Origin of the sequence: Janthinobacterium sp. BJB401 (genome assembly GCF_013372745.1) — a bacterium.
Lineage (GTDB): Bacteria > Pseudomonadota > Gammaproteobacteria > Burkholderiales > Burkholderiaceae_D > Janthinobacterium > Janthinobacterium rivuli.
On sequence record NZ_JABXFH010000009.1, the window covers coordinates 61,218 to 87,989 of the forward strand.

27 protein-coding genes are annotated in these 26,772 nt (G+C 63.7%); 19 read left to right on the forward strand and 8 right to left on the reverse strand.

The features are described from left to right. Window positions 1–2: 2 nt before the first annotated feature. Both cysC and HWE17_RS08470 read left to right on the forward strand, forming a co-directional pair. Window positions 3–533 carry an adenylyl-sulfate kinase gene (gene cysC, locus HWE17_RS08465; RefSeq protein WP_176388465.1) on the forward strand — a complete coding sequence of 177 codons (531 nt, stop codon included), beginning with the start codon at window positions 3–5 and terminating at the stop codon, window positions 531–533. Beyond that, window positions 530–2,533 carry a diguanylate cyclase gene (locus HWE17_RS08470; protein ID WP_176388466.1) on the forward strand — a complete coding sequence of 668 codons (2,004 nt, stop codon included), beginning with the start codon at window positions 530–532 and terminating at the stop codon, window positions 2,531–2,533. Before cysC ends, HWE17_RS08470 begins: the two co-directional genes overlap by 4 nt. Here the strand turns inward: HWE17_RS08470 and HWE17_RS08475 are convergent, their stop codons facing one another. The 3 genes from HWE17_RS08475 to HWE17_RS08485 form a co-directional block, all read right to left on the reverse strand. Further along, the gene (locus HWE17_RS08475) at window positions 2,534–3,451 is read right to left on the reverse strand and encodes a pyridoxal-phosphate dependent enzyme (protein WP_176388467.1); all 918 of its coding nucleotides are present in this window, start codon (window positions 3,449–3,451) and stop codon (window positions 2,534–2,536) included. 78 nt (window positions 3,452–3,529) lie between these two features. Further along, window positions 3,530–4,033 carry a MarR family winged helix-turn-helix transcriptional regulator gene (locus HWE17_RS08480; protein ID WP_051958782.1) on the reverse strand — a complete coding sequence of 168 codons (504 nt, stop codon included), beginning with the start codon at window positions 4,031–4,033 and terminating at the stop codon, window positions 3,530–3,532. Between the two features lie 355 nt (window positions 4,034–4,388). Beyond that, the gene (locus HWE17_RS08485) at window positions 4,389–5,147 is read right to left on the reverse strand and encodes a DeoR/GlpR family DNA-binding transcription regulator (protein WP_176388468.1); all 759 of its coding nucleotides are present in this window, start codon (window positions 5,145–5,147) and stop codon (window positions 4,389–4,391) included. 191 nt (window positions 5,148–5,338) lie between these two features. Between HWE17_RS08485 and glpD the strand changes: the two genes are divergently transcribed. The 8 genes from glpD (at window position 5,339) to glpK (ending at window position 14,650) form a co-directional block, all read left to right on the forward strand. Beyond that, complete coding sequence (gene glpD, locus HWE17_RS08490; protein WP_255206164.1) at window positions 5,339–6,895, forward strand: glycerol-3-phosphate dehydrogenase; 1,557 nt, start codon at window positions 5,339–5,341, stop codon at window positions 6,893–6,895. Window positions 6,896–6,969: 74 nt separating this feature from the next. After that, a complete protein-coding gene (locus HWE17_RS08495; RefSeq protein ID WP_176388469.1) occupies window positions 6,970–8,064 on the forward strand; it encodes an ABC transporter ATP-binding protein in 1,095 nt (364 codons plus the stop codon). A 1-nt stretch (window position 8,065) separates the two neighbouring features. Further along, window positions 8,066–9,157 (forward strand): ABC transporter ATP-binding protein, encoded by a 1,092-nt coding sequence (locus HWE17_RS08500; protein WP_176388470.1) that lies wholly within the window; start codon window positions 8,066–8,068, stop codon window positions 9,155–9,157. Next, window positions 9,157–10,041, forward strand: coding sequence for a carbohydrate ABC transporter permease (locus tag HWE17_RS08505; RefSeq protein ID WP_034754965.1), 885 nt, complete (start codon window positions 9,157–9,159; stop codon window positions 10,039–10,041). The genes HWE17_RS08500 and HWE17_RS08505 overlap by 1 nt, the downstream gene beginning before the upstream one ends. After that, window positions 10,041–10,844, forward strand: a complete 804-nt coding sequence (locus HWE17_RS08510; RefSeq protein WP_176376880.1) for a carbohydrate ABC transporter permease — start codon at window positions 10,041–10,043, stop codon at window positions 10,842–10,844. The genes HWE17_RS08505 and HWE17_RS08510 overlap by 1 nt, the downstream gene beginning before the upstream one ends. A gap of 28 nt (window positions 10,845–10,872) precedes the next feature. After that, the gene (locus HWE17_RS08515; protein WP_035827682.1) at window positions 10,873–11,148 is read left to right on the forward strand and encodes a DUF2160 domain-containing protein; all 276 of its coding nucleotides are present in this window, start codon (window positions 10,873–10,875) and stop codon (window positions 11,146–11,148) included. A gap of 206 nt (window positions 11,149–11,354) precedes the next feature. Next, window positions 11,355–13,082, forward strand: coding sequence for an ABC transporter substrate-binding protein (locus tag HWE17_RS08520; protein WP_034779106.1), 1,728 nt, complete (start codon window positions 11,355–11,357; stop codon window positions 13,080–13,082). 74 nt (window positions 13,083–13,156) lie between these two features. Further along, the gene (glpK, locus tag HWE17_RS08525; protein ID WP_176388471.1) at window positions 13,157–14,650 is read left to right on the forward strand and encodes a glycerol kinase GlpK; all 1,494 of its coding nucleotides are present in this window, start codon (window positions 13,157–13,159) and stop codon (window positions 14,648–14,650) included. 7 nt (window positions 14,651–14,657) lie between these two features. On the opposite strand, the gene HWE17_RS08530 is transcribed toward glpK, so the two are convergent. Together HWE17_RS08530 and HWE17_RS08535 are read right to left on the reverse strand one after the other, a co-directional pair. Further along, window positions 14,658–15,218 carry a YdcF family protein gene (locus tag HWE17_RS08530; RefSeq protein ID WP_176388472.1) on the reverse strand — a complete coding sequence of 187 codons (561 nt, stop codon included), beginning with the start codon at window positions 15,216–15,218 and terminating at the stop codon, window positions 14,658–14,660. Window positions 15,219–15,272: 54 nt separating this feature from the next. Further along, entirely contained in the window at window positions 15,273–15,911 is a 639-nt protein-coding gene (locus HWE17_RS08535) for a cysteine hydrolase family protein (RefSeq protein ID WP_176388473.1), read from the reverse strand. A gap of 113 nt (window positions 15,912–16,024) precedes the next feature. Here HWE17_RS08535 and HWE17_RS08540 point away from each other — a divergent pair, with 113 nt between their 5' ends. Next, complete coding sequence (locus HWE17_RS08540) at window positions 16,025–17,023, forward strand: GlxA family transcriptional regulator (RefSeq protein ID WP_176388474.1); 999 nt, start codon at window positions 16,025–16,027, stop codon at window positions 17,021–17,023. On the opposite strand, the gene HWE17_RS08545 is transcribed toward HWE17_RS08540, so the two are convergent. The 3 genes from HWE17_RS08545 to HWE17_RS08555 form a co-directional block, all read right to left on the reverse strand. Beyond that, window positions 17,000–17,860: a tetratricopeptide repeat protein gene (locus HWE17_RS08545; RefSeq protein WP_176388475.1), complete on the reverse strand. Its 861-nt coding sequence runs from the start codon at window positions 17,858–17,860 to the stop codon at window positions 17,000–17,002. The genes HWE17_RS08540 and HWE17_RS08545 overlap by 24 nt on opposite strands. Before the next feature lie 65 nt (window positions 17,861–17,925). Further along, window positions 17,926–18,273: a hypothetical protein gene (locus tag HWE17_RS08550; RefSeq protein ID WP_035820081.1), complete on the reverse strand. Its 348-nt coding sequence runs from the start codon at window positions 18,271–18,273 to the stop codon at window positions 17,926–17,928. A 148-nt stretch (window positions 18,274–18,421) separates the two neighbouring features. Next, window positions 18,422–18,922 carry an Lrp/AsnC ligand binding domain-containing protein gene (locus HWE17_RS08555; protein ID WP_034754979.1) on the reverse strand — a complete coding sequence of 167 codons (501 nt, stop codon included), beginning with the start codon at window positions 18,920–18,922 and terminating at the stop codon, window positions 18,422–18,424. Between the two features lie 105 nt (window positions 18,923–19,027). Between HWE17_RS08555 and HWE17_RS08560 the strand changes: the two genes are divergently transcribed. The 8 genes from HWE17_RS08560 to HWE17_RS08595 all read left to right on the forward strand — a co-directional run bounded on the left by HWE17_RS08560 (window position 19,028) and on the right by HWE17_RS08595 (window position 26,771). Beyond that, on the forward strand, window positions 19,028–20,317 hold the full coding sequence (locus HWE17_RS08560) for a D-amino acid dehydrogenase (RefSeq protein WP_176388476.1): 1,290 nt from the start codon (window positions 19,028–19,030) through the stop codon (window positions 20,315–20,317). A gap of 13 nt (window positions 20,318–20,330) precedes the next feature. Further along, on the forward strand, window positions 20,331–21,446 hold the full coding sequence (gene alr / locus HWE17_RS08565; RefSeq protein ID WP_255206165.1) for an alanine racemase: 1,116 nt from the start codon (window positions 20,331–20,333) through the stop codon (window positions 21,444–21,446). Between the two features lie 88 nt (window positions 21,447–21,534). After that, entirely contained in the window at window positions 21,535–22,092 is a 558-nt protein-coding gene (locus HWE17_RS08570) for an NADPH-dependent FMN reductase (protein ID WP_035820076.1), read from the forward strand. Window positions 22,093–22,234: 142 nt separating this feature from the next. After that, complete coding sequence (locus HWE17_RS08575; protein ID WP_176388478.1) at window positions 22,235–23,818, forward strand: sensor domain-containing diguanylate cyclase; 1,584 nt, start codon at window positions 22,235–22,237, stop codon at window positions 23,816–23,818. A gap of 114 nt (window positions 23,819–23,932) precedes the next feature. Next, window positions 23,933–24,469, forward strand: coding sequence for a hypothetical protein (locus HWE17_RS08580; RefSeq protein ID WP_176388479.1), 537 nt, complete (start codon window positions 23,933–23,935; stop codon window positions 24,467–24,469). A gap of 41 nt (window positions 24,470–24,510) precedes the next feature. Further along, a complete protein-coding gene (locus HWE17_RS08585; RefSeq protein ID WP_035820071.1) occupies window positions 24,511–24,927 on the forward strand; it encodes a hypothetical protein in 417 nt (138 codons plus the stop codon). A 127-nt stretch (window positions 24,928–25,054) separates the two neighbouring features. Then, window positions 25,055–25,411 carry a hypothetical protein gene (locus HWE17_RS08590; RefSeq protein WP_035820070.1) on the forward strand — a complete coding sequence of 119 codons (357 nt, stop codon included), beginning with the start codon at window positions 25,055–25,057 and terminating at the stop codon, window positions 25,409–25,411. A 1-nt stretch (window position 25,412) separates the two neighbouring features. After that, on the forward strand, window positions 25,413–26,771 hold the full coding sequence (locus HWE17_RS08595; RefSeq protein WP_035820069.1) for a TolC family protein: 1,359 nt from the start codon (window positions 25,413–25,415) through the stop codon (window positions 26,769–26,771). Window position 26,772: the final 1 nt, after the last annotated feature.

Consider the following 26,772-nt stretch of genomic DNA (forward strand, 5'->3'; position numbering starts at 1 on the left):
TGATGACAGCAGGACAACACCCCACGGTCTGGCTGACGGGCTTGAGCGGCGCCGGAAAATCCAGTATCGCCGAGGCGCTGGCGCGCCGGCTCAAGGTGCAGGGCCGCGCCGTGACGGTGCTTGACGGCGACCAGCTGCGCCATGGCTTGAACCGCGACCTCGGTTTTACGCCCGAAGACCGGCATGAAAACATCCGCCGCACGGCCGAAGTGGCGCGCCTGATGAACGGGGCAGGCTTGATCGTCATCGCCGCCTTCATCTCGCCCAGCCGCGCCGACCGGGCCATGGCCGCCGCCATCATCGGCGCGGCGCATTTCATCGAAGTCCACGTCAGCACGCCGCTGGCCGTGTGCGAGGCGCGCGACGTCAAGGGCCTGTACGCGAAGGCGCGCGCGGGGCGGATCGCTGAATTCACGGGTGTGTCGGCCCCCTATGAAGCGCCGCTGGCCGCCGCGCTGACCCTGGATACGGGCACCCTGGCGCTGGAAGAATCGGTCGAGCGCCTGTGCCGGCATTTGCAGCAGCGGCCGTGACGACCTGGCGCACATGGCTGCGCCGGCGCCTGCCCGCCAGTCTGAAGGCGCGCATGAGCGTGGTCGTCTTCCTGCTCGTGCTGGGCGCGGTGGCCTCGCTGGCGCTGGCCACCCTGGCCGTGGCCGAGCGCGGCATGCGCGACGTGACGGGGCGCCAGCAGTACGTCTCGCTGTCCAGCGCCGCCGTCTTCATCGATGAAGAACTCGACGCGAAGCGCAATGTGCTGCGCGCGATGGCAGACAGCCTGGCGGCCGGCGGCGCGCACGACGGCGCCAGCCTGCAGCGTTTCCTGGCCGCGCAAACGGTACTGGGCAAGGAGTTTTATTCGGCGGGCGTGGTCGGCCTCGACGGCATCGTCCTGGCCAGCGTGAGTCCCTTCAAGCCGCAGGCGGGGCTGAACGTGAAGGGCCGTCCTTACTTTGAACAGACGCTGGCGACGCGGCGCTCGGTGATTTCCGCGCCGCTCAACGGCAGCATTTCCGGCATGCCCATCGTGGTGGTGACGCAGCCCGTGTTCGACGCGCAGGGCGGCGTGCGCTATGTGCTGGCGGCCAGCGTCAACTTGCGCCAGCCCGATTTCCTGGGCCGGCTGGGCGCCCTCAAGCCGGGTCCGGGCGGCTACCTGTACATCATGACCAGCACCGGCGTGATCGTCGAGCATCCCGACAAGTCGCGCATCATGCAGCATATCGAAGCGCACGGCCCCGTCAGCGTGCCCACGCGGCGCGCCATGCAGGGCTTCGAGGGCTGGCTGACGGGCACCACCACGCAAGGCGTCGATGCGCTGTTTGCCTACCACCGCATCGCCTCGACGGGCTGGATACTGGCGTCCGTGTATCCGATGCGCGACGCGTTCGCGCCGCTGCACGCGATCCGCAGCAAGATTCTGCTGGCCGCCGTGCTGCTGGCGGCGCTGGCGGGCCTGGCCGGCTGGCGCGTGGTGCTGCGCCTGTTGCAGCCTTTGGCGCGCTTGCGCCACCAGGTGCATGAGATCCGTCGCCATCGCCTGGGGATCGACGTGCTGCAAATCGAGCGGCGCGACGAGATCGGCGACTTGAGCCGCGATTTCTATTCGCTGGTGGCCGAGCGTGAAATCGCCGAGGCGCAGACGCGCGACAGCGAGCGGCGTTTGAAACTGCTGACGGACCATGTGCCCGTGGTGATCGTCTACATCGACCGCGAGCACCGCTATCAGTTCATCAACGCGACGTTTGAAAAATGGTTCGGCAGGTCGCGGCAGGAGAGCATGATGCAGTCGATCCGCGACGTGCTGGGCGAGGAAGCCTACCAGCTGCGCGAGGAGTACCTGCTGCGCGCCTTCGCGGGCGAGGAAGTCGAGTATGAATTCTCCATCGGCGGCGAGGGCGATGCCGGCCAGCGCGCCTTCCAGACCAGCTACGTGCCCGATGTGGGCGAGAGCGGCGCGGTGGAAGGCGTGTATGGCCTGATCCACGAAATCACCAAGACCAAGGCGGTGCACACGGCGCTGCAGTTTGCCGCCGCCACCGACACGCTGACGGGCATCGCCAACCGGCGCCGCTTCGACGAGCAACTGGCGCAAAGCATGCAGCGCACGCGGGCCGCGCGCGCGCCGATGGCGCTGGCCTATCTCGACATCGACCGCTTCAAGGCCATCAACGACAGCCTGGGACACAAGGCGGGCGACGAGGTGCTGAAGGAATTCGCCGCGCGCTTGGTGCGCAGCGTGCGCGCCAGCGATCTGGTGGCGCGCCTGGCCGGCGATGAATTCGTGATCATTCTCGAAGGCGTGAACGGCGCGGCCGAAGTGCGCCAGGTCGGCGCCAAGATCATCGACGCCATCCGCCAGCCGTTCGCGCTGGCCAGCGGCCCGCTGGCGGTGACGACCAGCATCGGCATCGCCATCTTCCGCGAAGGCGCGCTGACGCCGGCGCAGCTGCTGGACCTGGCCGACCAGGCTTTGTATGCCGCCAAGGGGCAGGGCCGCGATGGCGTGGCCCTGCTCGAGGCGGCGCCCTAGCTACAGGGTGGCGCTCCAGTGGTCGAGCTGCTGCGTGGTGGCCGTCACGCCGCCGCAGACGATGACGAGCACATTGCGGTAGGGCGCCAGTTCCGGCGCCTTGCCGTAGACGGCGGCCAGCGCCGCGCCGCAGGCTGGTTCCACCACCAGGCGCTGGTCGGTGATGAAGCGTTGGCAGGCGTCGACGGCGGCCCGGTCCGACACCACCACGCTGTGCAGCAGGCGCGTCTGGCTGATGGCAAACGCCTGCGCGCAGACCTGGCGCGCGGCCAGCGACGTGGCGATGCTCGTCACGGCCGGCAGGGCCACGTGTTCGCGCGCAGCCACGGCCGCGGCCAGCGAGGCCGCGCCTTGCGTTTCCACGGCCACGATGGCCACGTCATCCCAGCCGTTGCGCTGCAAGCCTTCGGCCACGCCGGCCAGCAGGCCGCCGCCGCCGACCGACAGCACCACGGCGTCCGGCTTCAGGCCCGCGCTGGCCACTTCATCGATCATGCCGGCGTGGCCCTGCCACAGCAGCGGATCGTCGAATGGGTGCAAAAAGGCGTCTTGCGGCGTGAGCATCGACTGCGCCAGCGCGTTCGCTTCCTGCCACGCTGCGCCGTGCACGATGACTTCGGCGCCTTCCTGCGCGATCAGGGCCCTGGCCCGTTCGCTGGTCGTTTCAGGTACGACGACGATGACGGGAATGCCCAGCTGGCGTCCCGCATAGGCGACGGCGATGCCGGCATTGCCGCCGGAAGAGGAGATGAAACGGCTGGCGCCGCGCCGCGCGTATTCTTCGCAGGCGAGGCCGATGCCGCGGATCTTGAAGGAGCCGGGCGGCTGCAAGGCTTCGAGCTTGAGCCAGATGGCGCGTTCGCTGTGCAGGCTCAGGGCGCGCGAGTTGAGCAAGGGAGTTTCGATGTGCAGGGCCATGCGTGTTCCTGGTAAACAGTCAGGCCAGCATCATAGCCGAAGCGCCCGCGCCAGCGTGTCACCCTTGCCAGGATTGCCTTAGTTCAGCGGCGCGCTCTTGAGCTGATGCGTGCGCGCCACTTCCTTCATCGCTTCGAGCAGGTCGTCGCGCAGCTGGCGCGGCAGCTTGCCGAAGAATTCCTCGTCGTTCTGGTCGGCCATCCCGGCTAGCACGGGCACCAGCGCCTCGCCTTCCGTGGTCAGCTCGATCGAATGCTGGCGGCGGTCGGCCAGCAGGATCGATTTGCTGACCATGCCCTTGCTTTCCAGACGGTCGATCAATTTCGAGACGGCGCCCTTGCTCATGCCGGACACTTGCGCCAGTACCGTGGGCGAGGTGCAGCCCAGGCGGAACATTTCGCGCAGCACCACCCATTCGGAGACCGTCACGCCATTGGCTTCGGCTTTCTTCTGGAAGCTGTGGGAAACGTGGTTGGAAACGAAACGCAGCCAGTAACCGAGATGGGCTTCCAGCTCGCTGACGGGGACGCTGTTGGGATGGGCGGCTTGCGGCATGGCGGCCGTTTCAAAATTATGGCTCATTTCTTTTCCTTCACTGGGCGGCGTTGCCGGCATGGTTAAGGCCTTCACGCTTGCTGTCGAGTGGTTTGTTTGGGAACTATCATCGTGCTTGAGGTAGTTTTAACACTGTTTTCACAGGAAATCACTTACCGGCAAAGAGTTTTTCCTTTTTTCTTGCTCTGGATAGATAAAAAGCAATAACAAGCCAATAATCGTATTGCCGGAGAGGAAGATTAAAAAAATAACTCTTGTTGCATCAATGGTAACAGCATTTTTGCCGAATTGATAAATATTTCATATCATTGCGTGTGCTTGCCCACACACGGCGTATTGCCCGCGCGACAGTGCGAGGTTTTCATGCAGAAACGTGGTCCGCTCAGGCCAGCACCACCTTCACGCCCGCTTCGCGCAATACTTCGGCAAAGCGGGGCGGTGGCGGCGCATCCGTAAACAAGACGTCGACTTGCGCCAGGTCGGCCAGCCGCACCAGCGCCTTGCGGCCGAATTTGTGCTGGTCGGCCACCAGCCACACTTCGCGCGACTGCTCGATGATGGCTTGCGCCACCTTCACTTCGCGCGCATCGAAGTCGCGCAGGCTGCCGTCTTCGTCGATGCTGGAAATGCCGATGATGCCGATGTCGACCTTGAACTGGCGGATGAAGTCGATCGTCGCTTCGCCGACGATGCCGCGGTCGCGCCCGCGCACCACGCCGCCGGCCACGATGACTTCGCAGGCGGCGTTGTCGGCCAGGATGGCGGCCACGTTGAGGTTGTTCGTCACCACGTGCAAGCCCGTGTGCCGGCCCAGCGCGCGCGCCACTTCCTCGGTCGTCGTGCCGATATTGATCAGCAGCGAACAGCCGTGCGGCACTTGCGCGGCGACGGCGGCGGCGATGCGCCGCTTGGCGTCGCTGTTGAACACCTGGCGCTGGCTGTAATCGATGTTTTCCACGGACGAGGGCAAGCCGACGCCGCCATGGTAGCGGGCCAGCAGGCGCGCTTCTTCCATCTGCTTGACGTCGCGGCGCACGGTTTGCGGCGTCACGGCCAGCTGCTGGGCCAGCTCTTCGACGGACATGGTGACCTTCTGGCGCACCACTTCGAGCAGGCGGCGCTGGCGGGGATTCAGGATCATGGTGCTCTCTTTAAAAATCAAAACGAACAGAAACGAACAAATAGTACTAAAAATATGTTGCTATGAGTTCGTATTCTGGCGTAACCTTATTCATATTGCATTCGTATTAGCTAAGTATTGATCTTAACGACAGTCGCCGGCGATGCCTAGTCTTTCCTCGCCAGCGTGTCCCCGACAGATACGGAGTCCCGATGGCCGCAGCACAGCAGGGTGTGGAGACAGCGATGGCATGCGACGTGCTGGTGGTGGGCGGCGGCATCAATGGCGCCGGCATCGCGCGCGACGCGGCGGGCCGCGGCCTGTCCGTGCTGCTGTGCGAAAAGGATGACCTGGCGTCCCACACTTCGTCGGCCTCCACCAAGCTGATACACGGCGGCCTGCGCTACCTCGAATACTATGAATTCGGCCTCGTGCGCAAGGCGCTGATCGAGCGCGAAGTGCTGCTGCGCTCGGCGCCGCACATCATGTGGCCCTTGCGCTTCGTCATGCCGCATGCCAAGGGCCAGCGTCCGGCCTGGCTGATACGCGCCGGCCTGTTCCTCTATGACATGCTGGCGAAGCGGGAAATCCTGCCGGCCTCCAGCGGCATCGACCTGACCCGCCACGCGGCCGGCGCACCCTTGAAACCCGAGTTCAAGCGTGGCTTCGTGTATTCCGACGGCTGGGTTGACGATGCGCGCCTGGTGGTGCTGAACGCCATCGACGCGGCGGACAAGGGCGCGCACGTGCTGACGCGCACGCGCTGCACGATGCTGGCACGCGAAGGCGAGGGGGAGGGCGCTTCCTGGCTGGCCACCTTGCAGCACGCCAGCGGCAGGCAGACGACCGTGCGGGCGCGCAGCGTCGTCAATGCGGCCGGGCCGTGGACGGCCGAGTTCCTGCAGCAGGCGGCGCCCGGTGGACAGGGACGCCATTTGCGCCTGATCAAGGGTAGCCATATCGTCGTCAAGCGCCTGTTCGAGCATGATCACGCGTATATCTTCCAGCATCCGGACGGGCGCATCGTGTTTGCCATTCCGTATGAGCACGATTTCACCCTGATCGGCACCACCGACCTCGACTACCAAGGCGACCGTGGCAAGGTGGAAATCGATGACGAGGAAATTCGTTACTTGTGCGAGCTTTCCAGTTACTATTTCAGCAAGCCCATCGTGCCGGCCGACGTGGTGTGGACGTATGCGGGCGTGCGCCCGCTGGTGGAAGACGCGGCGGCCGACGCCAAGGCCGTCACGCGCGATTACCGTTTCGAGCTGGACCGGGAAGGTGCGCCGCTGCTCAGTGTTTTCGGCGGCAAGATCACCACGTTTCGCAAGCTGGCCGAGGAAGCGATGGACATGCTGGCGCCCTTGCTGGGCAATACGCTGCCGGCCTGGACAGCCAGCGCCTGCCTGCCTGGCGGCGACGTGTACGGCAGCACGCCGCAGAATAGGGCCGTGCGCGAGTTCGGCCAGTTCGTGCAAGGCTTGCAGCGCGAGTACGCGTGGCTGCCGGCGGCGCTGGTGGCGCGCTATGCACGCGCCTACGGCACGCGCATCCACGTGCTGCTCTCCGGGCGGGCGGACGTGGCGGCCATGGGTGAGGAAATCGCCGCCGGCCTGTACGCGGCGGAAGTCGATTATGTGCGGCGCCATGAATGGGCCGTCAGCGCGGCCGACATCCTGTGGCGGCGCTCGAAGCTGGGCCTGCACCTGCCGCGCGAGACGGCGGACAGGCTCGATGCCTGGCTGTTGCAGCATCCGTTGTCATAAGTAGCACACGTTGGCGACCGCGCCCCGCAGAGGGTGCGGCGAAGAATAAGAAACCATCACTGGAGGAGAAGCGCGTGCAACTGGTACTGGACAAGATCAGCAGGAAGCAGGGGGCTGACGACTTTTTATATCCGATGTCGCTGGCCCTCGTGCCGGGCGCCATCAACGTCCTGCTGGGCACCACGCGTGCCGGCAAGACGACCCTGATGCGCGTGATGGCGGGCCTGGACAAGCCAAGCGGGGGCACCGTGACGGCCGATGGCGTCGACGTGACGGGCGTGCCCGTCAGCAAACGCAACCTGGCCATGGTGTACCAGCAATTCATCAACTATCCGGCCTTCACCGTCTACGACAATATCGCTTCGCCCTTGCGCTTGCGCAAGGAACCCGAGGAACAGATACGCAGCAAGGTGCTGGCGCTGGCCGAGCGCCTGCATATCACGCCGTATCTGCAGCGCACGCCCGGAGAATTGTCGGGCGGACAGCAGCAGCGCACGGCGCTGGGACGCGCGCTGATCAAGGATGCGTCCTTGCTGCTGCTCGACGAGCCCTTGGTGAATCTCGACTACAAACTGCGCGAGGAATTGCGCCGCGAATTGACGGAACTGTTTTCCAGCGGCAGCACGACGGTCGTGTATGCGACCACGGAACCGCTGGAAGCGCTGCAGCTGGGCGGCCACGTGGCCGTGCTGCACGAGGGACGTTTGCTGCAGCAGGGGCCGACCCTGGACGTCTTCAACGCGCCCAATTCCATCGACGTGGCGCGCACCTTCAGCGACCCTCCCATCAATCTGATCCCCGCCCGCGTGGATGCTGCCGGCGTGGCGCAGGCGGCCGACGGCCTGTCGATACACTTGAGCGGTGAGCAGCGCGCCCGCCTGGGTGGCAGCACGCAGGTGATTCTCGGCGTGCGCGCGCACAGCCTGCATCTGTCGCCGCAGTCCGATGGCGACGTGGCCATCGCGGCTACGGTGGACCTGGCCGAAATCAGCGGCTCGGAAACCTATGTGCATGCGCGCCGTGGCGACCTGGCCCTGGTGGCGCAGCTCGGCGGCGTACACAACCTGGAGATCGGCAGTGCCTGTACCGTGTATTGCCAGCCGCATGCCTTGCTGATCTTCGCGCAAGACGGCGGCCTGCTGTTCGCTCCTGCGCAGGGAGGGGTGTGACATGGCGCGCATCGAACTGGTCGACCTGGCCCACGCCTACAAACCGAATCCGACGGCACCCGCCGACTATGCGCTGCGGCCCATGAGCATGGCGTGGCATGACGGCGGCGCCTACGCCTTGCTGGGGCCGTCCGGCTGCGGCAAGACGACCTTGCTCAATATTATTTCCGGTCTGGTAAAACCGTCGCATGGCAAGGTGTTGTTCGACGGCAAGGACGTGACGCAACTGCCCACGGAAGCACGCAATATCGCGCAAGTGTTCCAGTTTCCCGTCATTTACGACACCATGACCGTGCACGACAACTTGGCGTTTCCGTTGCGCAATCGCGGCTGGAAAGAGATCGAGGTGAAAAAGCGCGTGCAGCAAGTGGCGCAGATGCTGGAATTGACGGGCGACCTGAAACTGCGCGCCAGCGGCTTGTCCGTGGATGCCAAGCAAAAGATTTCGCTGGGACGCGGCCTCGTGCGCCCCGACGTGGCGGCCGTGCTGTTCGACGAACCGCTGACGGTGATCGACCCGCATTTGAAATGGCTGCTGCGCAGAAAGTTGAAGGAAATCCACCACGAACTGAAATTGTCCTTGATCTACGTTACGCACGACCAGGTGGAAGCGCTGACCTTTGCCGACCAGGTGGTCGTCATGACGCAGGGCGAAGTGGTGCAGACGGGCAGTGCGCAAGCGCTGTTCGAGGAACCGGAACACACGTTTGTCGGCTACTTCATTGGCAATCCGGGCATGAACTTGCTCGATTGCACCCTGGACGATGGCGGCGTGCGCGTGGCGGGACAACTGCTGGCCGTGTCCGCCGCCGCGCGCGCGGCGCTGTCTGGCGCGCAAGGGAAAATCACGGTGGGCGTGCGGCCGGAATTCGTCGAATGCCTGAAAGCGGGCGAGGGGAATGATCATTGCCTGGACGCGAAGGTCACTGCCGTGCGCAACATGGGCACGCATTACCTGGCGGAATTCCAGCTGGGTGGCGCGACGGTGGCGGCCAAGCTGCGCGCCATCGATGCCGTCGCCGGGAATGCTGTGCGGCTGCGCTTTCCGCCGCAACGCACCTTGTTCTATGTCAACGATAAGCGGGTGGCCTGATGATACATAACGGTAAAACCGATAACAACCGCCGCGCCTGGCTATTGATCCTGCCCGTGCTGCTGTGCGTGGCCTTTTCCGCCATCCTGCCCCTGATGACGGTGGTGAACTATTCCGTGCAGGATATTCTGAGCCCCACGCAAAAGGTCTTCGTGGGCACGGAGTGGTTCCGCATGGTCATGCTCGACGGTGACTTGCACAGCGCCTTGCTGCGCCAGCTGCTGTTTTCCGGCTCCGTGCTGGCGATCCAGATTCCGTTGGGTATTTTGATTGCCCTGTGCATGCCGGCCGATGGCTGGAAGGCGTCCCTCGCCTTGGTGCTGATCGCGCTGCCCCTCTTGATTCCCTGGAACGTGGTGGGCACCATCTGGCAAATCTTTGGCCGCGGCGACATCGGCCTGATGGGCTACACCCTGAACCAGCTGGGCTTTGACTACAATTACAACGGCAATTCGCTCGACGCGTGGCTGACGGTGATGGTGATGGATATCTGGCACTGGACGCCGCTCGTCGTGCTGCTGTGCTATGCGGGTTTGCGCGCCATTCCCGACGCGTATTACCAGGCGGCGCGCATCGACGGCGCCTCGCGTCTGGCCGTGTTCCGCTACATCCAGCTGCCGAAACTGCGCAATGTGCTGATGATCGCCGTGTTGCTGCGCTTCATGGACAGTTTCATGATATACACGGAACCGTTCGTGCTGACGGGCGGCGGACCGGGCAATGCCACCACCTTTTTGTCGCAATACCTGACGCAAAAGGCCGTGGGCCAGTTCGACCTGGGGCCGGCGTCCGCGTTTTCCCTGATCTATTTCCTCATCATCCTGCTGTTCTGCTTTGTGCTGTACACGTGGATGCAGAGAGTCGGCACGGGAGACCAGAAATGATGCACAAGAAAATGAGCAGCGCCATCCTCGTCGTCTTCCTGCTGGCGTCATTGTTGCCCATCTACTGGATGCTCAACATGTCGCTCAAGACCAACGAGGAAATCGTCGGGGTGTTGAGCCTGTGGCCGCAGCAACTGACGTTTGCCAACTACCACACGATTTTTACCGACCGCTCCTGGTACAGCGGCTACATCAATTCCATGATTTACGTGGCCTTGAACATGGTGATGTCGGTCACGGTCGCCTTGCCGGCAGCTTATGCCTTCTCGCGCTACAACTTTGTCGGTGACAAGCATTTGTTCTTCTGGCTCTTGACCAACCGCATGACGCCGCCCGCCGTCTTCCTCGTGCCGTTCTTCCAGCTGTATTCCACCGTCGGCCTGATGGATACGCACCTGGCCGTGGCGCTGGCGCACATGGTCTTCAACGTGCCGCTGGCCGTGTGGATACTGGAAGGTTTCATGTCCGGCGTGCCCAAGGAAATCGACGAAACGGCGTATATCGACGGCTACAGTTTCCCCCGCTTTTTCATCCGCATCTTCTTGCCGATGATCAAGTCAGGCGTGGGCGTGACGGCGTTTTTCTGCTTCATGTTCAGCTGGGTGGAACTGTTATTGGCGCGCACCTTGACGTCCGTCAATGCCAAGCCGATTGCCGCCACCATGACGCGCACCGTGTCGGCGGCCGGCATGGACTGGGGCGTGCTGGCGGCGGCCGGGGTGCTGACCATCGTGCCTGGCGCGCTGGTGATCTGGTTCGTGCGGCATTACATTGCCAAAGGTTTTGCGATGGGGAGGGTATGACATGGAAAATACCGATAGCACAGCCAGCCTGTTCGGCTGGATGGCGTGGACGCCGGAAGTGGCCATCTTCTTCATTTGCATCGGCTTGATGCTGGCCGGCATGACGGTGTGGCAAATCCGTTCGCCCAGCATAGCACGCAAGGGATTTTTGCCCATGCCCACCACGCGCGGCGACCGCCTGTTCATCGGTTTGCTCACGGCCGCGTATGTGAATCTGGCGTGGGCGGGGTTCACGGAAATGCAGCAGGCCATCGGGGCCGGCATCAGTTTTGTAGTGTTGTTAGTGGTAATGCGTTGGGGGTGAGAGCATCTGACATAAGCTACTGCGCGGCGCGCTTTGCGGCCGGCGATGCTCACCGTACTAAAGTACGGTTGCGCTTCTCGGCCACAAATCACTGCCGCTCGCTACGCTTCTGTCAGGTGCGTTAAGTTAGTTGGGTGTGTTAAATCGTAGATGAAAAAGCGGCCAGCCTCCGGCAGGCCGGATGACAACTATAAGGGAGATTCACGATGAAATTGAAGTTCACGGTCTTCGCGGCTGCGGCCATGCTCGTGTCGAATGCGGCCCTGGCCGACGCCAAGCAGGCGCAAACCTGGATCGACAAGGAATTCCAGCCATCCAGCCTGAGCAAGCAGCAACAGCTTGCTGAAATGAAATGGTTCATCGATGCGGCGGCCAAGCTGAAAGCCAAGGGCATCAAGGAAATTTCCGTGGTCTCGGAAACCATCGACACCCACGTCTACGAATCGAAGACCCTGGCCAAGGCTTTCGAGGAAATCACGGGCATCAAGGTGCGCCACGACATCATCCAGGAAGGCGACGTGGTGGAAAAGCTGCAAACTTCCATGCAGTCCGGCAAGAGCATCTATGACGGCTGGATTTCCGATTCCGACCTGATCGGCACCCACTACCGCTACGGCGCCGTCGAGCCGCTGTCCGACTACATGGCCGCCAAGGGCAAGGAATTCACCAATCCCGGCCTGGACCTGAAGGATTTCATCGGCATCAGCTTTACCACGGCGCCGGACGGCAAGGTGTATCAGCTGCCCGACCAGCAGTTCGCCAACCTGTACTGGTTCCGCGCCGACTGGTTCGCGCGCAAGGATTTGCAAGCCAAGTTCAAGGCCAAGTATGGCTACGAGCTGGGCGTGCCGCAGAACTGGTCCGCCTATGAAGACATCGCCGATTTCTTCACGAATGACGTGAAGGAACTGGACGGCAAGAAAGTCTATGGCCACATGGATTACGGCAAGAAAGATCCTTCGCTGGGCTGGCGCTTCACGGATGCCTGGCTGTCGATGGCTGGCGCGGCCGACAAGGGCATTCCGAACGGCATGCCTGTCGACGAATGGGGTATCAAGGTCGCGGCCGACAAGTGCACGCCCGTGGGCGCATCGATGTCGCGCGGCGGCGCCACCAATTCGCCGGCGGCCGTCTTTGCGCTGACGAAATATATCGACTGGATGAAGAAATACGCGCCGCCGCAGGCGAACGGCATGAATTTCTCGGAATCGGGCCCCGTGCCGGCGCAGGGTGAAATCGCCCAGCAGATTTTCTGGTACACGGCATTTACGGCCGGCATGACGAAACCCGGCTTGCCGGTGGTGAACAAGGATGGCACGCCGAAATGGCGCATGGCGCCGTCGCCGCACGGCCCGTATTGGAAAGAGGGCATGCAGAACGGCTACCAGGACGTAGGTTCCTGGTTCCTGTTCAAGTCCACGCCGGACGACCGCAAGGCCGCCGCCTGGCTGTACGCGCAATTCGTTACGTCGAAAACCGTGTCGCTGAAGAAATCCATCGTCGGCCTGACCTTCATCCGCGACTCCGACATCCGCCACGATTACTTCACGAAACACGCGAACGAGTACGGCGGCTTGATCGAGTTCTACCGCAGCCCGGCCAGAGTGGCGTGGACGCCGACGGGCAACAACGTGCCCGACTATCCGAAGCTGGCGCAGCTGTGGTGGAAGAACGTGGCCACGGCGATTACGGCGGAAAAAACGCCGCAGGCCGCCATGGATAATCTGGCCGAGGAAATGGACCAGGTCATGGCGCGCTTGCAGCGGGCCGGCATGAAGGCCTGCGCACCCAAGCTCAATCCGAAAGTTGATCCGAACCAGTATCTGTCGGACCAGCACGCTCCATGGAAAAAGCTGGCGAATGAAAAGCCGAAGGGTGAAACGATTGCCTACGACAAGCTGCTGCAAGCCTGGAAAGAAGGCAAGGTAAGGTAAACTGCCGCCGCTGTCCCGAGGCACGGAGCTTGATGGCTCCGTGCCTGTTTTTACCCGATTTGCACCACCAGACAATGACCAACTACATACTTGCTTTAGATCAGGGCACCACCAGTTCGCGCGCCATCCTGTTCGACCATGCGGGCCGGCCGCACGCCAGCGCGCAGCGCGAATTTCGCCAGATTTTCCCCCAGCCGGGCTGGGTCGAGCATGACGCGAACGAAATCTGGGTCTCGCAAGAGGGCGTGCTGCAGCAAGTGCTGCGCGACAGCGGCGTGGCGGCGTCCGACGTGGCCGCCATCGGCGTGACCAACCAGCGTGAAACGACGGTGCTGTGGGACCGCGCCACGGGCGAACCCGTCGCCAACGCCATCGTCTGGCAAGACCGCAGAAATGCCGCCTATTGCGAGCAACTGGTCGAGCAGGGCAAGGCGGACTTGATCCAGAAAAAGACGGGTCTCGTGCTGGACGCCTATTTTTCCGCCACCAAACTCAAATGGCTGCTCGACAACGTGGCCGGCGCCCGCGCGCGCGCCGAACGGGGCGAGCTGGCCTTCGGCACCGTCGACAGCTGGCTGATCTACAAGATGAGCGGCGCGCACTTGACGGACACGAGCAACGCGGCGCGCACCATGCTGTTCAATATCCACACCTTGCAGTGGGACACGGACTTGCTGGCGCTGCTGGGCATTCCCGCTTCCCTGCTGCCCGATGTCGTGCCATCGAGCGGCGTGGCCGCACACACGCATGCGGCATTGCTGGGCGTGTCCGTGCCGATCGCCGGCATCGCGGGCGACCAGCAGGCGGCCACGTTCGGCCAGGCGTGCCTGAAACCGGGTATGGCGAAGAATACCTACGGCACGGGCTGCTTCATGCTGATGAACGTGGGAAAGCGCCCCTTGCCATCGAAAAACCGGCTGCTGACGACGGTGGGCTGGAGCCTGGGCGCGGGCAGCGACAAGACAGATTATTTGCTGGAAGGCAGCGCCTTCATCGCCGGTGCGGCCGTGCAATGGATGCGCGACGGCATCGGCATCATCCGCGACTCGTCCGAAGTGGAAGCGCTGGCCACCAGCGTGCCCGATTCGGGCGGCCTGGTATTCGTGCCCGCGTTCGCGGGCCTCGGCGCGCCGTACTGGGACCCGTACGCGCGCGGCACCCTGATCGGCATCACGCGCGGCACGGGCAAGGCGCATATCGCGCGCGCGGCATTGGAGGGCGTGGCTTACCAGAACGTGGACGTCTTGTCCGCCATGCAGGATGATGCGGGCATCGCGCTATCCGAATTGCGCGTCGACGGCGGCGCGGCCCGCAACGACATGCTGATGCAATTCCAGGCCGACATATTAAATGTGCCCGTGGTGCGCCCCGTGGTGACGGAAACGACGGCCCTGGGCGCCGCTTATTTGGCGGGCCTGGCCGTGGGTTTCTGGGATTCGCAGGAAGAAATCGCCGCCCAATGGCAGGTGGGACGCCGTTTCGAGCCTCAGATGGCGGCCGATGAACGCTTGAGCCGGCTGCACAAGTGGCAGCGGGCCGTGGAACGCTCGCGCGACTGGAGCGAGTGAACTGGTATCAATGGCGCATGAAATACGCGGCATAACCCACCGTTTCGCGCGGCACCGAGTACAGGTCGCGCAGCTCGAAGTAGGGCGCGTGCACGTTGCCGCTGACGCTGATGCCGGCGCGTTGCAACGCCAGGCGGAAGCGGGGCACGTGAAAGTATTGCGTGGCGACCATGGCTGTCTGCCAGCCGTGCTGGCGCATGAGAAGCGCCGTGTTGCGGGCCGTGGCGTCCGTCGTCCAGCCTTGATTATCCTCAAGGATGGCGCTGGCGGGCACGCCGCGCGACTGCAGGTAGCGGGCCATAGCCGCGGCCTCGTCAAAACCTTCCTTGCCCGTCGCCCCGCTGACGAGAATGCGCGGCGCCCTGTTTTCCTGGAACTGCTTGAGCGCCGCGTCGAGCCGCGCCTGCAGGCGTGGGCTGGGCGTGCCGTCAGGCAGGATCGTATTGCCGGGCACGACGATCACGTCGGCGGGGGCCGGGTTGTCGTTGAGTCCATCGAGCACCAGCGCGGCCGTGGCCAGCAGGAACAAGCCAACAGCGCTTGAACCGAGCACAGTTATTTTTCGCATCGTTCATCATCAAATAGGGAATGGACGCATGATACCCGTCCATTCCCGCCGGCGTCAGTTCACCTGCGCCTTGCGCGCGCGCTGGTTCGACAGATAGATATTGTCTATTTCCAGCGGTTTGCCCTCGCGCACGGCATTGAGCCAGTCCTGCGTGCTGGCGACGGCGGCGAAATTCGAATGGAAGACGGCGCTGAAGACGCGGTGGATTTCCTCGGCGCTGGCCGTGCCGCCCGCGTTGGCGTAGGGCAGGGTGCCTGTGGCGTCCTGCAGGAATTCCACCTGCAAGCCATCGTGCGCGGCGTGGTAGATGGTGGCGGCGTCGCAATTGTGCGTCATGTAGCCGATCACGCTCAAGGTGTCGATGTTGTGGCTATCGAGCCAGGCGCGCAGATCCGTGCCCGCAAAGGCGCTGCCCATGCTCTTGTTGATGCGGTGGTCGGCGGCAAAGGAGGCCACTTGCGGATGCAACTGCCAGCCGTCGCTGCCTTTGGCGAAGATGGGCGAGGCTTCCGGCGCATCGTGCTGGACGACGATCACGGGCACGCCGGCGGCGCGGGCGGCGGCCATGGCGGTGACGATATTCGGCAACGAGATGTCGACGGACGGGTATTCGATGGGCATGTCGCCCGTAAAGTATTCATTTTGCACGTCGATGACGAGCAGGGCGCGGCGTGGTGCGGTAGTGTTGGACATGCGTGACTCCTTGAATGGTTGAAAGGGGAAGGACTTCCCCGATACAGCCATTGTCAAGCCGCGCGATGCAAATAAAAAGTGGCCCGAAGGCCAGTGTGCGATAAAATCGGGCCATGACTACTACTCTTGCCCATGCCGCTCCTCTGACGGTAGCCGTGATCGCCTTTGACGGCATGACGCCATTTCACCTGTCCGTGCCTTGCCTCGTGTTTGGCGCCCAGACGGACGAGGCCGATCTGCCGCCTTTCCACGTGCGCGTGTGCGCGGCCGATCCCGCGCCCTTGCGCACGGCGGCCGGCTTTGGCATCACGCCCGAGTTCGGCCTGGAAGGACTGGATGGGGCCGATATCGTCATCATGCCGGCCTGGCACGACGATTGCCGTGATGGGGCGGCGCCCTTGGTCGCGGCGTTGCAGGCGGCCAGCCGGCGCGGGGCGCGCATGGTGGGGCTATGTTTGGGCGCGTTTCCCCTGGCGCAGGCGGGCTTGTTGGATGGCAAGAGCGCGGCCACGCACTGGGGCATGGCGGACCGGCTGGCGGCCCGCTATCCCAAGGTCAGGGTGGACCGGGAAGTGCTGTACGTGGACGATGGCGCCGTGCTGACGTCGGCCGGCGTGGCGGCCGGCCTCGATTGCTGCCTGTATCTGCTGCGCCAGCTGGCGGGCGCCGAAGTGGCGAACCGGGTGGCGCGCCGGTTGCTCGTGGCGCCGCACCGCCAGGGCGGGCAGGCGCAATTCATCGAGCGCCCGCTGCCCGTGTCCGGCAGCGAAGGGCGCTTTGCCGAGGTATTGGCCAGTGTGACAGCCAGCCTGGGCCAGGCGCACAGCATCGACGCGCTGGCCGAACGGGCCGCCATGAGCCGGCGCAATTTTACGCGCCACTTTCGCCAGGCGACGGGTACGTCGTTCAAGCAGTGGCTGCTGAACCAGCGCCTGGCACATGCACAAGGCATGCTGGAAAAGAGCGCGGCCTCGATCGATGTCGTGGCGCAAGAGGCCGGCTTCGGCACGGCCCTGTCGCTGCGCCAGCATTTCCGTACCAGCCTGCAGACCTCGCCATCGGCATATCGCAAGCTGTTTCGGCAGCAATCAAGCCAGGTCGCCTGGCCATAGCGTGGCAGGGTCGCGGCTGCCTTGCGGCAGCATCGCGCTGACGGTGATTTGCCGCCCGATGAAAGCGCTGGCATCGAAGCCATAGCGTTCCTGGAAAGACACGGTTTCCGCGCTCATCAATTCGGCATACGTCTGCATCAGGGTCGAGGCGCCAACATGGTTGTCTTGCGCCAGGTAGCTGGCGATGGCGGTCATTAGCACGGGGTAATCGGCATTCTCCTTGCTGCCGCCAAAGTGGAACGACAATTGCCCGCAGGCGCGCCAGATGGGGTCAATTTCCCCGTCCGGCACCGGCTGCGCGCGCAGCCATTGCAAGGCTTTCAGTGGCGGGCCGCCAAAGGACGGTGGCGAAATGATGGCCTGGATGGCCACCCTGACGGCGGCATCGGTTCTTCCCGCGCGCACATACTGGCCGTGCAGCAAGGCCAGCGCGTCCGTATATTCGGGCACGATGGCCAGCGCCGCTTCCAGCAGGGCGATGGCCGCCTCCGGCTTGCGCTGCGCGATCTGTTCCTTGGCTTCCAGGAAGGCGGCGCGCGGCGAGGCGGGGTCGTCGGCCAGGGTTGGCGTGCCGACATACTCGTCTTCCGCTGCCGCGTGGGCTTGCAGGAAGGCCGCCAGGCTGGAAAAGTGCGGCTGGATGCGCCACTCGTCGTGCCACGTCTCGACGACGATGGGCTCGCTCGCTTCGCGGCCGATGGGCCAGTACAGGCCGAAGGTGTCGCCATTGCCCAGCGCGCCTTCAGAGAAAGGAATAAAACCGAGCGGTGGATACGCTGTCGTGTGTTGCCAGTCTTGTTCCGCCGAGATATGGGCGAGGCTTGCGGGTAATTGCATGGAGGCACCGGAGGATAAAACGCCAGTGTAGAACAAGAGGACGCGGTGGGCGCGTCCGCATGGGCTTACTCGCGCGGCTCGTGGATGCGGAATTTCTTGACGATACCGGCCTGGTCGAACATGACGGCCACTTCGCGCGTGCCTTTTTCGCCCAGCAGGGGAATCAGGCGCGTCACCTTGGGCGCTTGCAGCTGGTTCTTGTAGACCCAGACTTCATAGCCGGGATCGAAGCTCACGACGGTGGCGTTGCCCAGGGCCGCGTCGAGGTCGAGGCGGGTGGTCTTGCCGACCTTGATGTTCTGATAGATGGCGCCATTGTCCGGCGCGCGGTTGACTTTGTATTCACTGGCGGTGCACATGGCCACGGCCAGTCCCGCGAGGCAGGAAGCTGCCAGTTTTATCAATGTGTTCATACGGACTCCCAATGTGCATCACTGCTTCCAATCTCAGAGGGGACGGGCGTGATGTCAGGAGGGCAGTGTGCTTGTGTCGCCCAGAATGTGCTACAAGATTATACAAAGGCGCAAAAATCGATGCCTTTGGTGCCGGCTGGCGGTACTTTTACCGGCTCTGCAATACGTCGGTCGACAGCGCCAGGGTTTCCTTGATTTCTTCCATCACCACATAGCTTTTCGATTGCGCGGCGCCCGGCAGCTGCAGCAGCATGTCGCCCAGCAGTTTGCGGTACTCGGCCATTTCATGGATGCGCGCCTTGATCAGGTAATCGAAGTCGCCCGACACCAGGTGGCATTCCTGCACCTCGGGAATCTGCAGCACTTCGCGGCGGAATTGCTCGAAGGCGGACGCGGATTTTTGATTGAGCGTAATCTCTACAAAGACGAGCAGCTTGGCGCCCAGCGCGGCCGGGTTCACCTTGGCATGGTAGCCCGTGATGACGCCGTCGCGCTCCATGCGCTTGACCCGCTCGATGCAGGGCGTGATGGACAGTCCCACCTGTTCACCGAGGTCTTTCATCGAGATGCGGCCATCCTGTTGCAGGATGCGCAGGATGTGGCGATCCAGCTTGTCGAGGCCACGTGCCGATTCTTTAAGGATTCTCATGATTTATTGCTGAATATCTCGATTTATACGTGAACAAATACTGGCTCTTTCCCAATATGATAGCGGTTAATCTGGCGTCAGCCTAAAAAATATAATGAGGAAACTATGCGTATCGTGATTCTGGGTAGCGGCGTCATCGGCGTCACCAGTGCTTACTATCTGGCCAAGGCAGGACATGAGGTGACCATCATCGACCGCCAGCCGGGCCCGGCACTGGAAACCAGCTTCGCGAATGCGGGGCAAATCTCGCCCGGCTACGCTTCGCCATGGGCCGCGCCCGGCATTCCCCTGAAAGCCGTGAAGTGGATGATGCAGCGTCACGCGCCGCTGGCCATCTCGCTCGACGGCAGCGCCGCCCAGCTCAAATGGATGTGGCAGATGTTGCGTAATTGCACACCGGAAGCGTATGCCGTGAACAAGGAACGCATGGTGCGCCTGGCTGAATACAGCCGCGACTGCTTCAAGGTGCTGCGCGCCGAGGCCGGCATCACCTATGAAGGCCGCCAGCAAGGCACGATGCAATTGTTCCGCACTGAAAAGCAATACAACGATGCCGCCAAGGATATCGAAGTATTGAAAGATGCGGGTGTGCCATATGAAGTACTGCAGCGCAACGAGTTGTCGCGCGCCGAGCCGGCACTCGAAGCTGTCAAGGATAAACTGTTCGGCGGCCTGCGCCTGCCCAACGATGAAACGGGCGATTGCCAGCTGTTTACCACCCGCCTGTCCGAGATGGCCGAGGCGCTGGGCGTGAAGTTCCGCTATGGCGTGTCCATCGACGCGCTGCTGACGCAGGGCGACGAAATCGCTGGCGTGCAATGCGGCGCGGAAATCGTCAGGGCCGATTCCTATGTCGTGGCGCTCGGTTCCTACTCGACGGGCTTCATGAAGCCGCTGCTGGACATTCCCGTGTATCCATTGAAGGGCTATTCGATCACCGTGCCTATCGTCAATGCGGCCAAAGCGCCCGTATCGACCATCCTCGATGAAACCTATAAAATTGCCGTGACGCGTTTCGACGACCGCATCCGCGTGGGCGGCATGGCGGAAATCGCCGGCTACAACCTGAACCTGAACCCGCGCCGCCGCGAAACCCTGGAAATGGTCGTCAACGACCTGTTCCCCGGCGGCGGCAACACGGCGGAAGCGACTTTCTGGACGGGGCTGCGTCCGATGACGCCGGACGGCACGCCGATCGTCGGCCGCACGCCGCTGCGCAACCTGTTCCTGAACACGGGTCACGGCACCCTGGGCTGGACCATGTCCTGCGGTTCGGCGCAATTGCTGGCTGACCTGATGTCGTCGAAAAAGCCGGCCATCCTGGCCGACGACCTGTCCGTCAGCCGCTACAGCGGCGCGCAGGGCCAGGGCAAACTGCAGCACGCGGCGGCCTGAGATGGCGGCCAGCATGCCTCCCAAGGAACGTAGCGGCGCCATCCTGACGGTGGATCTGGACGCCGTGCGCGCCAATTACCGCTTGCTGCGCGACAAGGCGCACCCGGCCGCCTGCTCGGCCGTCGTCAAATCCGACGCGTATGGCCTGGGCGCCGCGCAAGTGGGCGCGGCCCTGTATGAAGAAGGTTGCCGGCATTTCTTCGTGGCGCACCTGGAAGAGGGCATCAGCCTGCGCCCGCACGTGGCGCCGGACGCGGCCATCTTCGTGCTGCACGGTCCGCCCGTCGGCACGGAAGGCGAATTCACGGCCCATGGCCTGATTCCCGTGCTCAACAGCGAGCCGCAGGTGGCCGGCTGGCGCGCGCATGCGCAGGCGCTGGGCAAAACCTTGGAGGCGAATGTGCAGGTCGACAGCGGCATGTCGCGCATGGGTCTGTCGCCGCAGGAAATCGACGCCTGGCTGCTGGATACGCACTTTCTGGACGGCATCAAGGTGCGCTACATCATGAGCCATCTGGCGTGCGCCGACGAACGCGGCAACCCCATGAATGGCGAACAGCTGGCCCGTTTCATCGCCATCCGCGCCCGTTTGCCGCAGTACCGCGCCAGCCTGGCCAATTCCTCGGGCATCTTCTTGTCGCCCGATTATCACTTTGACCTGGTGCGCCCCGGCGCCGCCCTGTACGGCATCGGGCCGCAGGGCGGCGAACCGAATCCCCTGCGCTCCGTGGTGCGGCTGCAAGGCAAGGTGCTGCAGACGCGCACGATCGCCGCCGGCGACCACGTGGGCTACAGCCGCCGCTACACGGCCAGCGAGCCGCGCCAGGTGGCGACGGTGTCCGTCGGCTATGCCGATGGCTGGCTGCGCAGCATGAGCAACCAGGGCCTGGCCATCGTCGATGGCGTGAAAGTGCCGCAGATCGGCGCCATCTCGATGGATTCCATCACGCTCGACGTGAGCGCCATCGCCGAAGAGCGCGTCGCGCCGGGCAGCCTGGTCGACCTGATCTGCGCCGAACACCCGGTCGACGCAGTCGCGGCCATGGCCAATACCATCGGCTACGAAGTGTTGACCAATTTGGGCGGACGCTATTATCGCGAATACCAAGGGCTTGCCGGCGCACGTTAAGCAGCGCGAAACCGATGATTGTGTGGCAAGATAGCCCTGGCGTGAGCTTCACTCCAGGGCTTTCTATTAACCAAGATCGGGGATTTATATGAGTCAATATAACGTTGCTATCATCGTCGGCAGCCTGCGCAAGGATTCCTTCAACCGCAAGCTGGCCGATGCGCTCGTCAAGCTGGCGCCGCCCGAGTTTTCCTTCAAGCACATCGACATCGGCGACTTGCCGCTGTATAACCAGGATGACGATGGCGCGCAGTCCGAGCAGGTGCTGCGCCTCAAATCTGACATTTCCGCTTCGCAAGCCTTGCTCTTCCTCACCCCCGAATACAACCGCTCGATCCCCGGCGTGCTGAAAAACGCGCTCGACCACGGTTCGCGTCCGTATGGCCAGAGCGTGTGGGGCGGCAAGCCGGGCGCCGTGCTGGGCGTTTCCGTCGGCGCCACGGGCACGGCCCTGGCGCAGCAGCATTTGCGCAATGTGCTGTCCTACCTGGACGTGCCGCTGCTGAACCAGCCTGAAATGTTTATCCAGGCCAAGGACGGCCTGTTCGACGAACATGGCGGCATCGGACCGGCCAGCCTGGGCTTTTTCCAGGGCTGGATGCAGCGTTACGTGGACTGGGTCCGCAAGCACGCCATCCACGCTTGATGTAGGTCAAAGCGGCAGCGCTCTGCGTTGCCGCTTGTACACTTTCTTTGACCATGGATGCCAAGATTTCAATATTGGCACGGGCCTCTCGGTATAATGCGCTCTTTCTTTAGCGCAATACTTTCCAAATCTTGCCAACCCCATGTGGACTAAACCTGTTCTGCGCATGAATTTGCGCCGTTTGATCGTGCTCGTGGCCTTTGCCAGCGCCCTGGTGTCCCTGGCCAATACTTTCTATGCCAGCTACAGCGTGCAGCGCCAGCTGCTGATCGATACCACCCTGGAAGCGAACCACGCGTACGCGAGCAAATTGGCGAGCACGGCCGAGGATTTCCTGCAGTCGGCGCGCCAGCAGCTGGCCTACAGCGCCGGCAGCCTGCCATCGCGCCTGGGCGACGAGCAATGGCTGACGGACGAGGCACAGCGCCTGCGCCTGCAAACGAACAGTTTCAATTCCGTGCTCATCGTCGATGCCCAGGGCAAGGTGCTGGGCGTGTCGCCGGAAACGCTGGCCCTGAAAAACCGCACGCTCGATTCGGCCGGCGCCATCCAGGCGCTGCGCGAACGGCGTCCGCTGGTGACGCAGCCCTACGTTTCCTCGGCCGGCAACCTGGTGGTCTTCATTTCGCATCCCATCGTTGGCAAGGATGGCCGCTACCTCGGCTATGTGGGCGGCAGCATTTACCTGAAACAGAAAAACATCCTGTACACCATGCTGGGCCAGCATTACTACCGCGACGGCTCCTACCTGTACGTGGTCGACCAGAACCGGCGCCTGCTGTACCACCCGGACCCCGGGCGCCTGGGCGACGTGGCCGGCAAGAATGACGTCATCGACACCATCATCGCGCAGCAGGGCGGCGGCAACCGGCGCATGCACAACAGCCTGGGCGTGGACATGCTGGCCGGCTACGCCGTCATGCCGTCGACGGGCTGGGGCATCGTGGCGCAGCGCCCGACTGCCATGACCCTGGCCCCGCTGAACCAGCTGATGGCCAATACGGTGTGGCATTCGCTGCCGATCGCCTTGCTGAGCCTGCCATTCATCTGGTGGCTGGCCAGCCTGATTTCCCGGCCGCTGGTGCAACTGGCCGAGGGCGCACGGCGCATGGATGCGCCCGGCACGGCCGAGCACATCGGCGCCATCCGCGCCTGGTATGTGGAGGCGGCGCAGATCAAGAGGGCCTTGCTCAAGGGTTTGGCGTTGTTGCAGAACAAGATCGGCAAGCTGAAGACCGACGTGGAGACGGATCCGCTGACGGGCCTGTCGAACCGGCGCGGCATGGCGGCGGCGCTCGATGCATGGCAGGCGCAGGCGCGGCCGTTCTCCGTCGTCGCCATCGACATCGACCATTTCAAGCAAGTCAACGACCGCTGGGGCCATGCCGTGGGCGACGAAGTCATCCTGCGACTGGCGCAGCTGATGCGCTCCTGTTCGCGCGATGCCGACGTGCTGTGCCGTACTGGCGGCGATGAATTCATCATGCTGCTGCCCGATGCCGACCTGGACGTGGCCATGCAGGTGGCCGAACGTTTGCGCGCCAAGGTGGCCGCCGCCGTGATTCCCGGCGCGGGCTTTGTCACGGTATCGCTGGGCGTCGTGTCGTCGGAACAGGAAGCGGGCAAGGTGGGCGGTGCGGACGCCGTGCTGCTGGCAGCCGATGCGGCCCTGTACGTGGCCAAGGAAAACGGGCGCAATTGCGTGGGCATCACGGAGCCGGCCTGATAAACTGATCCGCTGTTTTCTGTCGCATCTGAGCCTGTCCGGGTTGCCCGCCAGCGCTTACCATGTGACCCTGATCAAGTACAACGAGGACAAGGGGATGGCAGGGGTGGATGAATGACGTTTGAGCAAGAACTTGGCATCCGCTGCGAAGTCGCTGGACAGCCGCACCCGCTGTCCTTCCTAGGCTGCCGCGGACTCAACTATGGCCAGCATAGTGTGCTGCCGCTGCATCCGTTCCGCCTGAGCGTGCCGGAAACGGCGCTGGCGCCCCTGCTCGACGAGCCGTTCAACAGTTTTATTCAGACTTGCCGCGAGGATGACCTGCAGGACGAGGAAAGCGACTTGCCCGAGCTGATGCAGGCCGGCTATCCCGACATCACGGCCATGCTGGCGGGCCACCGGCCGCTGCTGGCCGACATGCTGTACGACTTCATGATCAGCGATTTGATGGACGCGATCGGGCGAGCCAGCGGCTACCGGAACCAGGTTCCACGCTACTGGGGCGACGTGGAGGCGGCGGACAACCGCGCGTATTTCATCGTCAATAAAGTGGAGACAATCTCCTTCGCCGACGGCCAGGTCATATTCGAAGGGCAGGGCTACTACGGTGTCTACGTCATCTGGCTGACGCACGGCTACCGGCGCAAATAGGGGCTTGACCTTCCTCATGTGGGAAGGTTTATAGTTGTGCCATGAACCGTGCCTTTTTCCGCTTTCTCGCCCGCTCGCTGCTCTGGCTGCTGGCCGTCACGCTGCCCTTGCAGGGCTTTGCGTCGGCCATGCGCAGCTGCTGCGTGGGCGAGCTGGCGGTCGCCGTCACCGTCACGGCTGTCGCAATCGAGGCGCCCACGTGCCACGACATGGCCGACATGCAAATGGCGGACCAGCCGATGAAAATGGCCATGGACGATGGCGGCGCCACGCATCACGGCCACGATTGCAGCAACCATGGCGCCTGCACCGTGGGCGCCACGGCGCCGCCCGGCATGCCGGCCTTGCACGCCTTGACCCTGCGCGCGCCGCTTCCGGCGCTGGCGCCCGATTCCCTGTTCGCCGGGCATATACCGTCTGGTCCCGAACGTCCCCCGAGAAGCACACGCTCCGCCTGACCGCCCATTGAACCTGGCGGTGCCGCCGTCGCACGTCCCTGCAGCTTGTATCGTGCACCTCGTACCGGCCGCGCCAGCGTTCCAGTCGCGCGCCCGCCGCGCCATACCCTGTCATTCAAGGAATACCATGAAATATCTGTTCAGCCTTGCGCTGGCTGTGCTGCCGCTGGCCGCCGCAGCGCAGTCCCCGTCCGCCCCGCAAGAGGCGCAAGCATCCGTGCCGGCCACCACTTACCGTTCCGCCTTTGCCGGCTACCGCCCCGCCGCCGAGGAAGACGCCACGCCCGACCAGACCTGGCGCGCCGTCAACGACAAAGTCGGCAAGGCCGGCGGCCACATGGGCATGATGAAAATGGATGGCCACAAGATGGATGGCCACAAGATGGAAGGGCACAAGATGCCGATGGCCCAGCCCAACCCCAGCCCCAAGCCGGATGCCAAACCTGCCCCGCAACATCAGCACCACCAGCATGAAGGACACTGACATGGCCCGTTTCACACAATCAACTTGCCTGACGCCGCTGGCCCTGGCGGCCGTCTTGCTGCTGAGCGGTTGCGCCAGCTTCAGCCAGGATGGCGGCATGCGGACGGTGTCCACGCTGGCCGACGTCCGCACGGGCGCCCCCGCGGCGCTGGCCGGCGAGGGGGGCGAGGAAAAACTGGCTGCCTTGCTGGCCCAGCCCCTGGACGCCGACAGCGCCGTGCGCATCGCCCTGATGAACAACCACGGCATGAAGGTGGCGCTGGCCGAACTGGGCGCGTCCGAAGCGGACCTGGTGCAGGCGGGCCGCTTGCGCAATCCCGGCCTGTCGTTCGGCCGCTCGCACGGCAGCCACGGCAACGAAATCGACCGCGGCGTCAGCTTCGACCTGGCCGGCCTGCTGACCATGCCGATGCGCTTGAACATCGAGCGGGGCCGTTTCGAACAAGCCAAGCTGCAAGCCGCCAGCAGCGCCGTGCAACTGGCGGCCGACACCCGTCGTGCCTACTTCAATGCGGTCGCCGCCGTGCAGACGGAACAGTTCATGCAACGCGCGCTGCTGTCGGCCGAGGCGGGTGCGGAACTGGCCACGCGCTTGCGGCAGGCGGGCAACTGGAGCCGCCTCGACCAGGCGCGCCAGCAAGTGTTTTACGCGGACGCCGTCAGCGACCTGGCCCGTGCGCGCCACCAGGCATTGGTGACGCGCGAGCACCTGACGCGCTTGCTGGGCCTGTGGGGCAAGCAGACCAGTTTTACTTTGCCGCCGCGCCTGCCCGACTTGCCAGCCCAGGCGGAGGAGGCGGGCAATATCGAGGCGCAGGCGATGGAGCAGCGCCTCGACGTGCAAAGCGCGAAACTCGACGCGCACGCCACGGCCAGCGCGCTGGGCTTGTCGAAGGTGACGGGTTTCGTCAACGTGCTCGACGTGGGCTACACCAACAAGAGCAGCAGCGAGGCACCGCGCGAAAACGGCTATGAAGTATCGCTGGAACTGCCCCTGTTCGACTGGGGTTCGGCGCGCAATGCCAAGGCGCAAGCGCTGTATGAACAGTCGCTGCAGCGCACGGCGGGCACGGCCGTACGGGCCCGCTCGGAAGTGCGCGAGGCGTATTCCAGCTACCGCACGGCCTACGACCTGGCGCGCCACTACCGCGATGAGGTCGTGCCGCTGCGCAAGACGATCTCGCATGAAGTGCTGCTGCGTTACAACGGCATGCTGGCCAGCGTGTTCGAACTGCTGGCCGATGCGCGCGAGCAGGTGGCCAGCGTGAACGGCGCCATCGAGACCCAGCGCGATTTCTGGATCGCCCAAACAACATTGCAGTCGGCCATCAATGGCAGCGGCCCAGCCGAGAAGGAATAAT

Coding starts and splice junctions, on each gene's coding strand:
- HWE17_RS08500 (WP_176388470.1), top strand. CDS start 8,066: ATGGCGCGCATCGAACTGGTCGACCTGGCCCACGCCTACAAACCGAAT.
- HWE17_RS08545 (WP_176388475.1), bottom strand. CDS start 17,860: ATGCAATTACCCGCAAGCCTCGCCCATATCTCGGCGGAACAAGACTGG.
- HWE17_RS08580 (WP_176388479.1), top strand. CDS start 23,933: ATGACGTTTGAGCAAGAACTTGGCATCCGCTGCGAAGTCGCTGGACAG.
- HWE17_RS08475 (WP_176388467.1), bottom strand. CDS start 3,451: ATGGCCCTGCACATCGAAACTCCCTTGCTCAACTCGCGCGCCCTGAGC.
- HWE17_RS08570 (WP_035820076.1), top strand. CDS start 21,535: ATGAGTCAATATAACGTTGCTATCATCGTCGGCAGCCTGCGCAAGGAT.
- HWE17_RS08480 (WP_051958782.1), bottom strand. CDS start 4,033: ATGAGCCATAATTTTGAAACGGCCGCCATGCCGCAAGCCGCCCATCCC.
- HWE17_RS08575 (WP_176388478.1), top strand. CDS start 22,235: ATGTGGACTAAACCTGTTCTGCGCATGAATTTGCGCCGTTTGATCGTG.
- glpK (WP_176388471.1), top strand. CDS start 13,157: ATGACCAACTACATACTTGCTTTAGATCAGGGCACCACCAGTTCGCGC.
- HWE17_RS08550 (WP_035820081.1), bottom strand. CDS start 18,273: ATGAACACATTGATAAAACTGGCAGCTTCCTGCCTCGCGGGACTGGCC.
- HWE17_RS08505 (WP_034754965.1), top strand. CDS start 9,157: ATGATACATAACGGTAAAACCGATAACAACCGCCGCGCCTGGCTATTG.
- HWE17_RS08560 (WP_176388476.1), top strand. CDS start 19,028: ATGCGTATCGTGATTCTGGGTAGCGGCGTCATCGGCGTCACCAGTGCT.
- HWE17_RS08595 (WP_035820069.1), top strand. CDS start 25,413: ATGGCCCGTTTCACACAATCAACTTGCCTGACGCCGCTGGCCCTGGCG.
- HWE17_RS08510 (WP_176376880.1), top strand. CDS start 10,041: ATGCACAAGAAAATGAGCAGCGCCATCCTCGTCGTCTTCCTGCTGGCG.
- HWE17_RS08540 (WP_176388474.1), top strand. CDS start 16,025: ATGACTACTACTCTTGCCCATGCCGCTCCTCTGACGGTAGCCGTGATC.
- HWE17_RS08485 (WP_176388468.1), bottom strand. CDS start 5,147: ATGATCCTGAATCCCCGCCAGCGCCGCCTGCTCGAAGTGGTGCGCCAG.
- HWE17_RS08520 (WP_034779106.1), top strand. CDS start 11,355: ATGAAATTGAAGTTCACGGTCTTCGCGGCTGCGGCCATGCTCGTGTCG.
- alr (WP_255206165.1), top strand. CDS start 20,331: ATGCCTCCCAAGGAACGTAGCGGCGCCATCCTGACGGTGGATCTGGAC.
- HWE17_RS08590 (WP_035820070.1), top strand. CDS start 25,055: ATGAAATATCTGTTCAGCCTTGCGCTGGCTGTGCTGCCGCTGGCCGCC.
- HWE17_RS08585 (WP_035820071.1), top strand. CDS start 24,511: ATGAACCGTGCCTTTTTCCGCTTTCTCGCCCGCTCGCTGCTCTGGCTG.
- HWE17_RS08555 (WP_034754979.1), bottom strand. CDS start 18,922: ATGAGAATCCTTAAAGAATCGGCACGTGGCCTCGACAAGCTGGATCGC.
- cysC (WP_176388465.1), top strand. CDS start 3: ATGACAGCAGGACAACACCCCACGGTCTGGCTGACGGGCTTGAGCGGC.
- glpD (WP_255206164.1), top strand. CDS start 5,339: ATGGCCGCAGCACAGCAGGGTGTGGAGACAGCGATGGCATGCGACGTG.
- HWE17_RS08530 (WP_176388472.1), bottom strand. CDS start 15,218: ATGCGAAAAATAACTGTGCTCGGTTCAAGCGCTGTTGGCTTGTTCCTG.
- HWE17_RS08535 (WP_176388473.1), bottom strand. CDS start 15,911: ATGTCCAACACTACCGCACCACGCCGCGCCCTGCTCGTCATCGACGTG.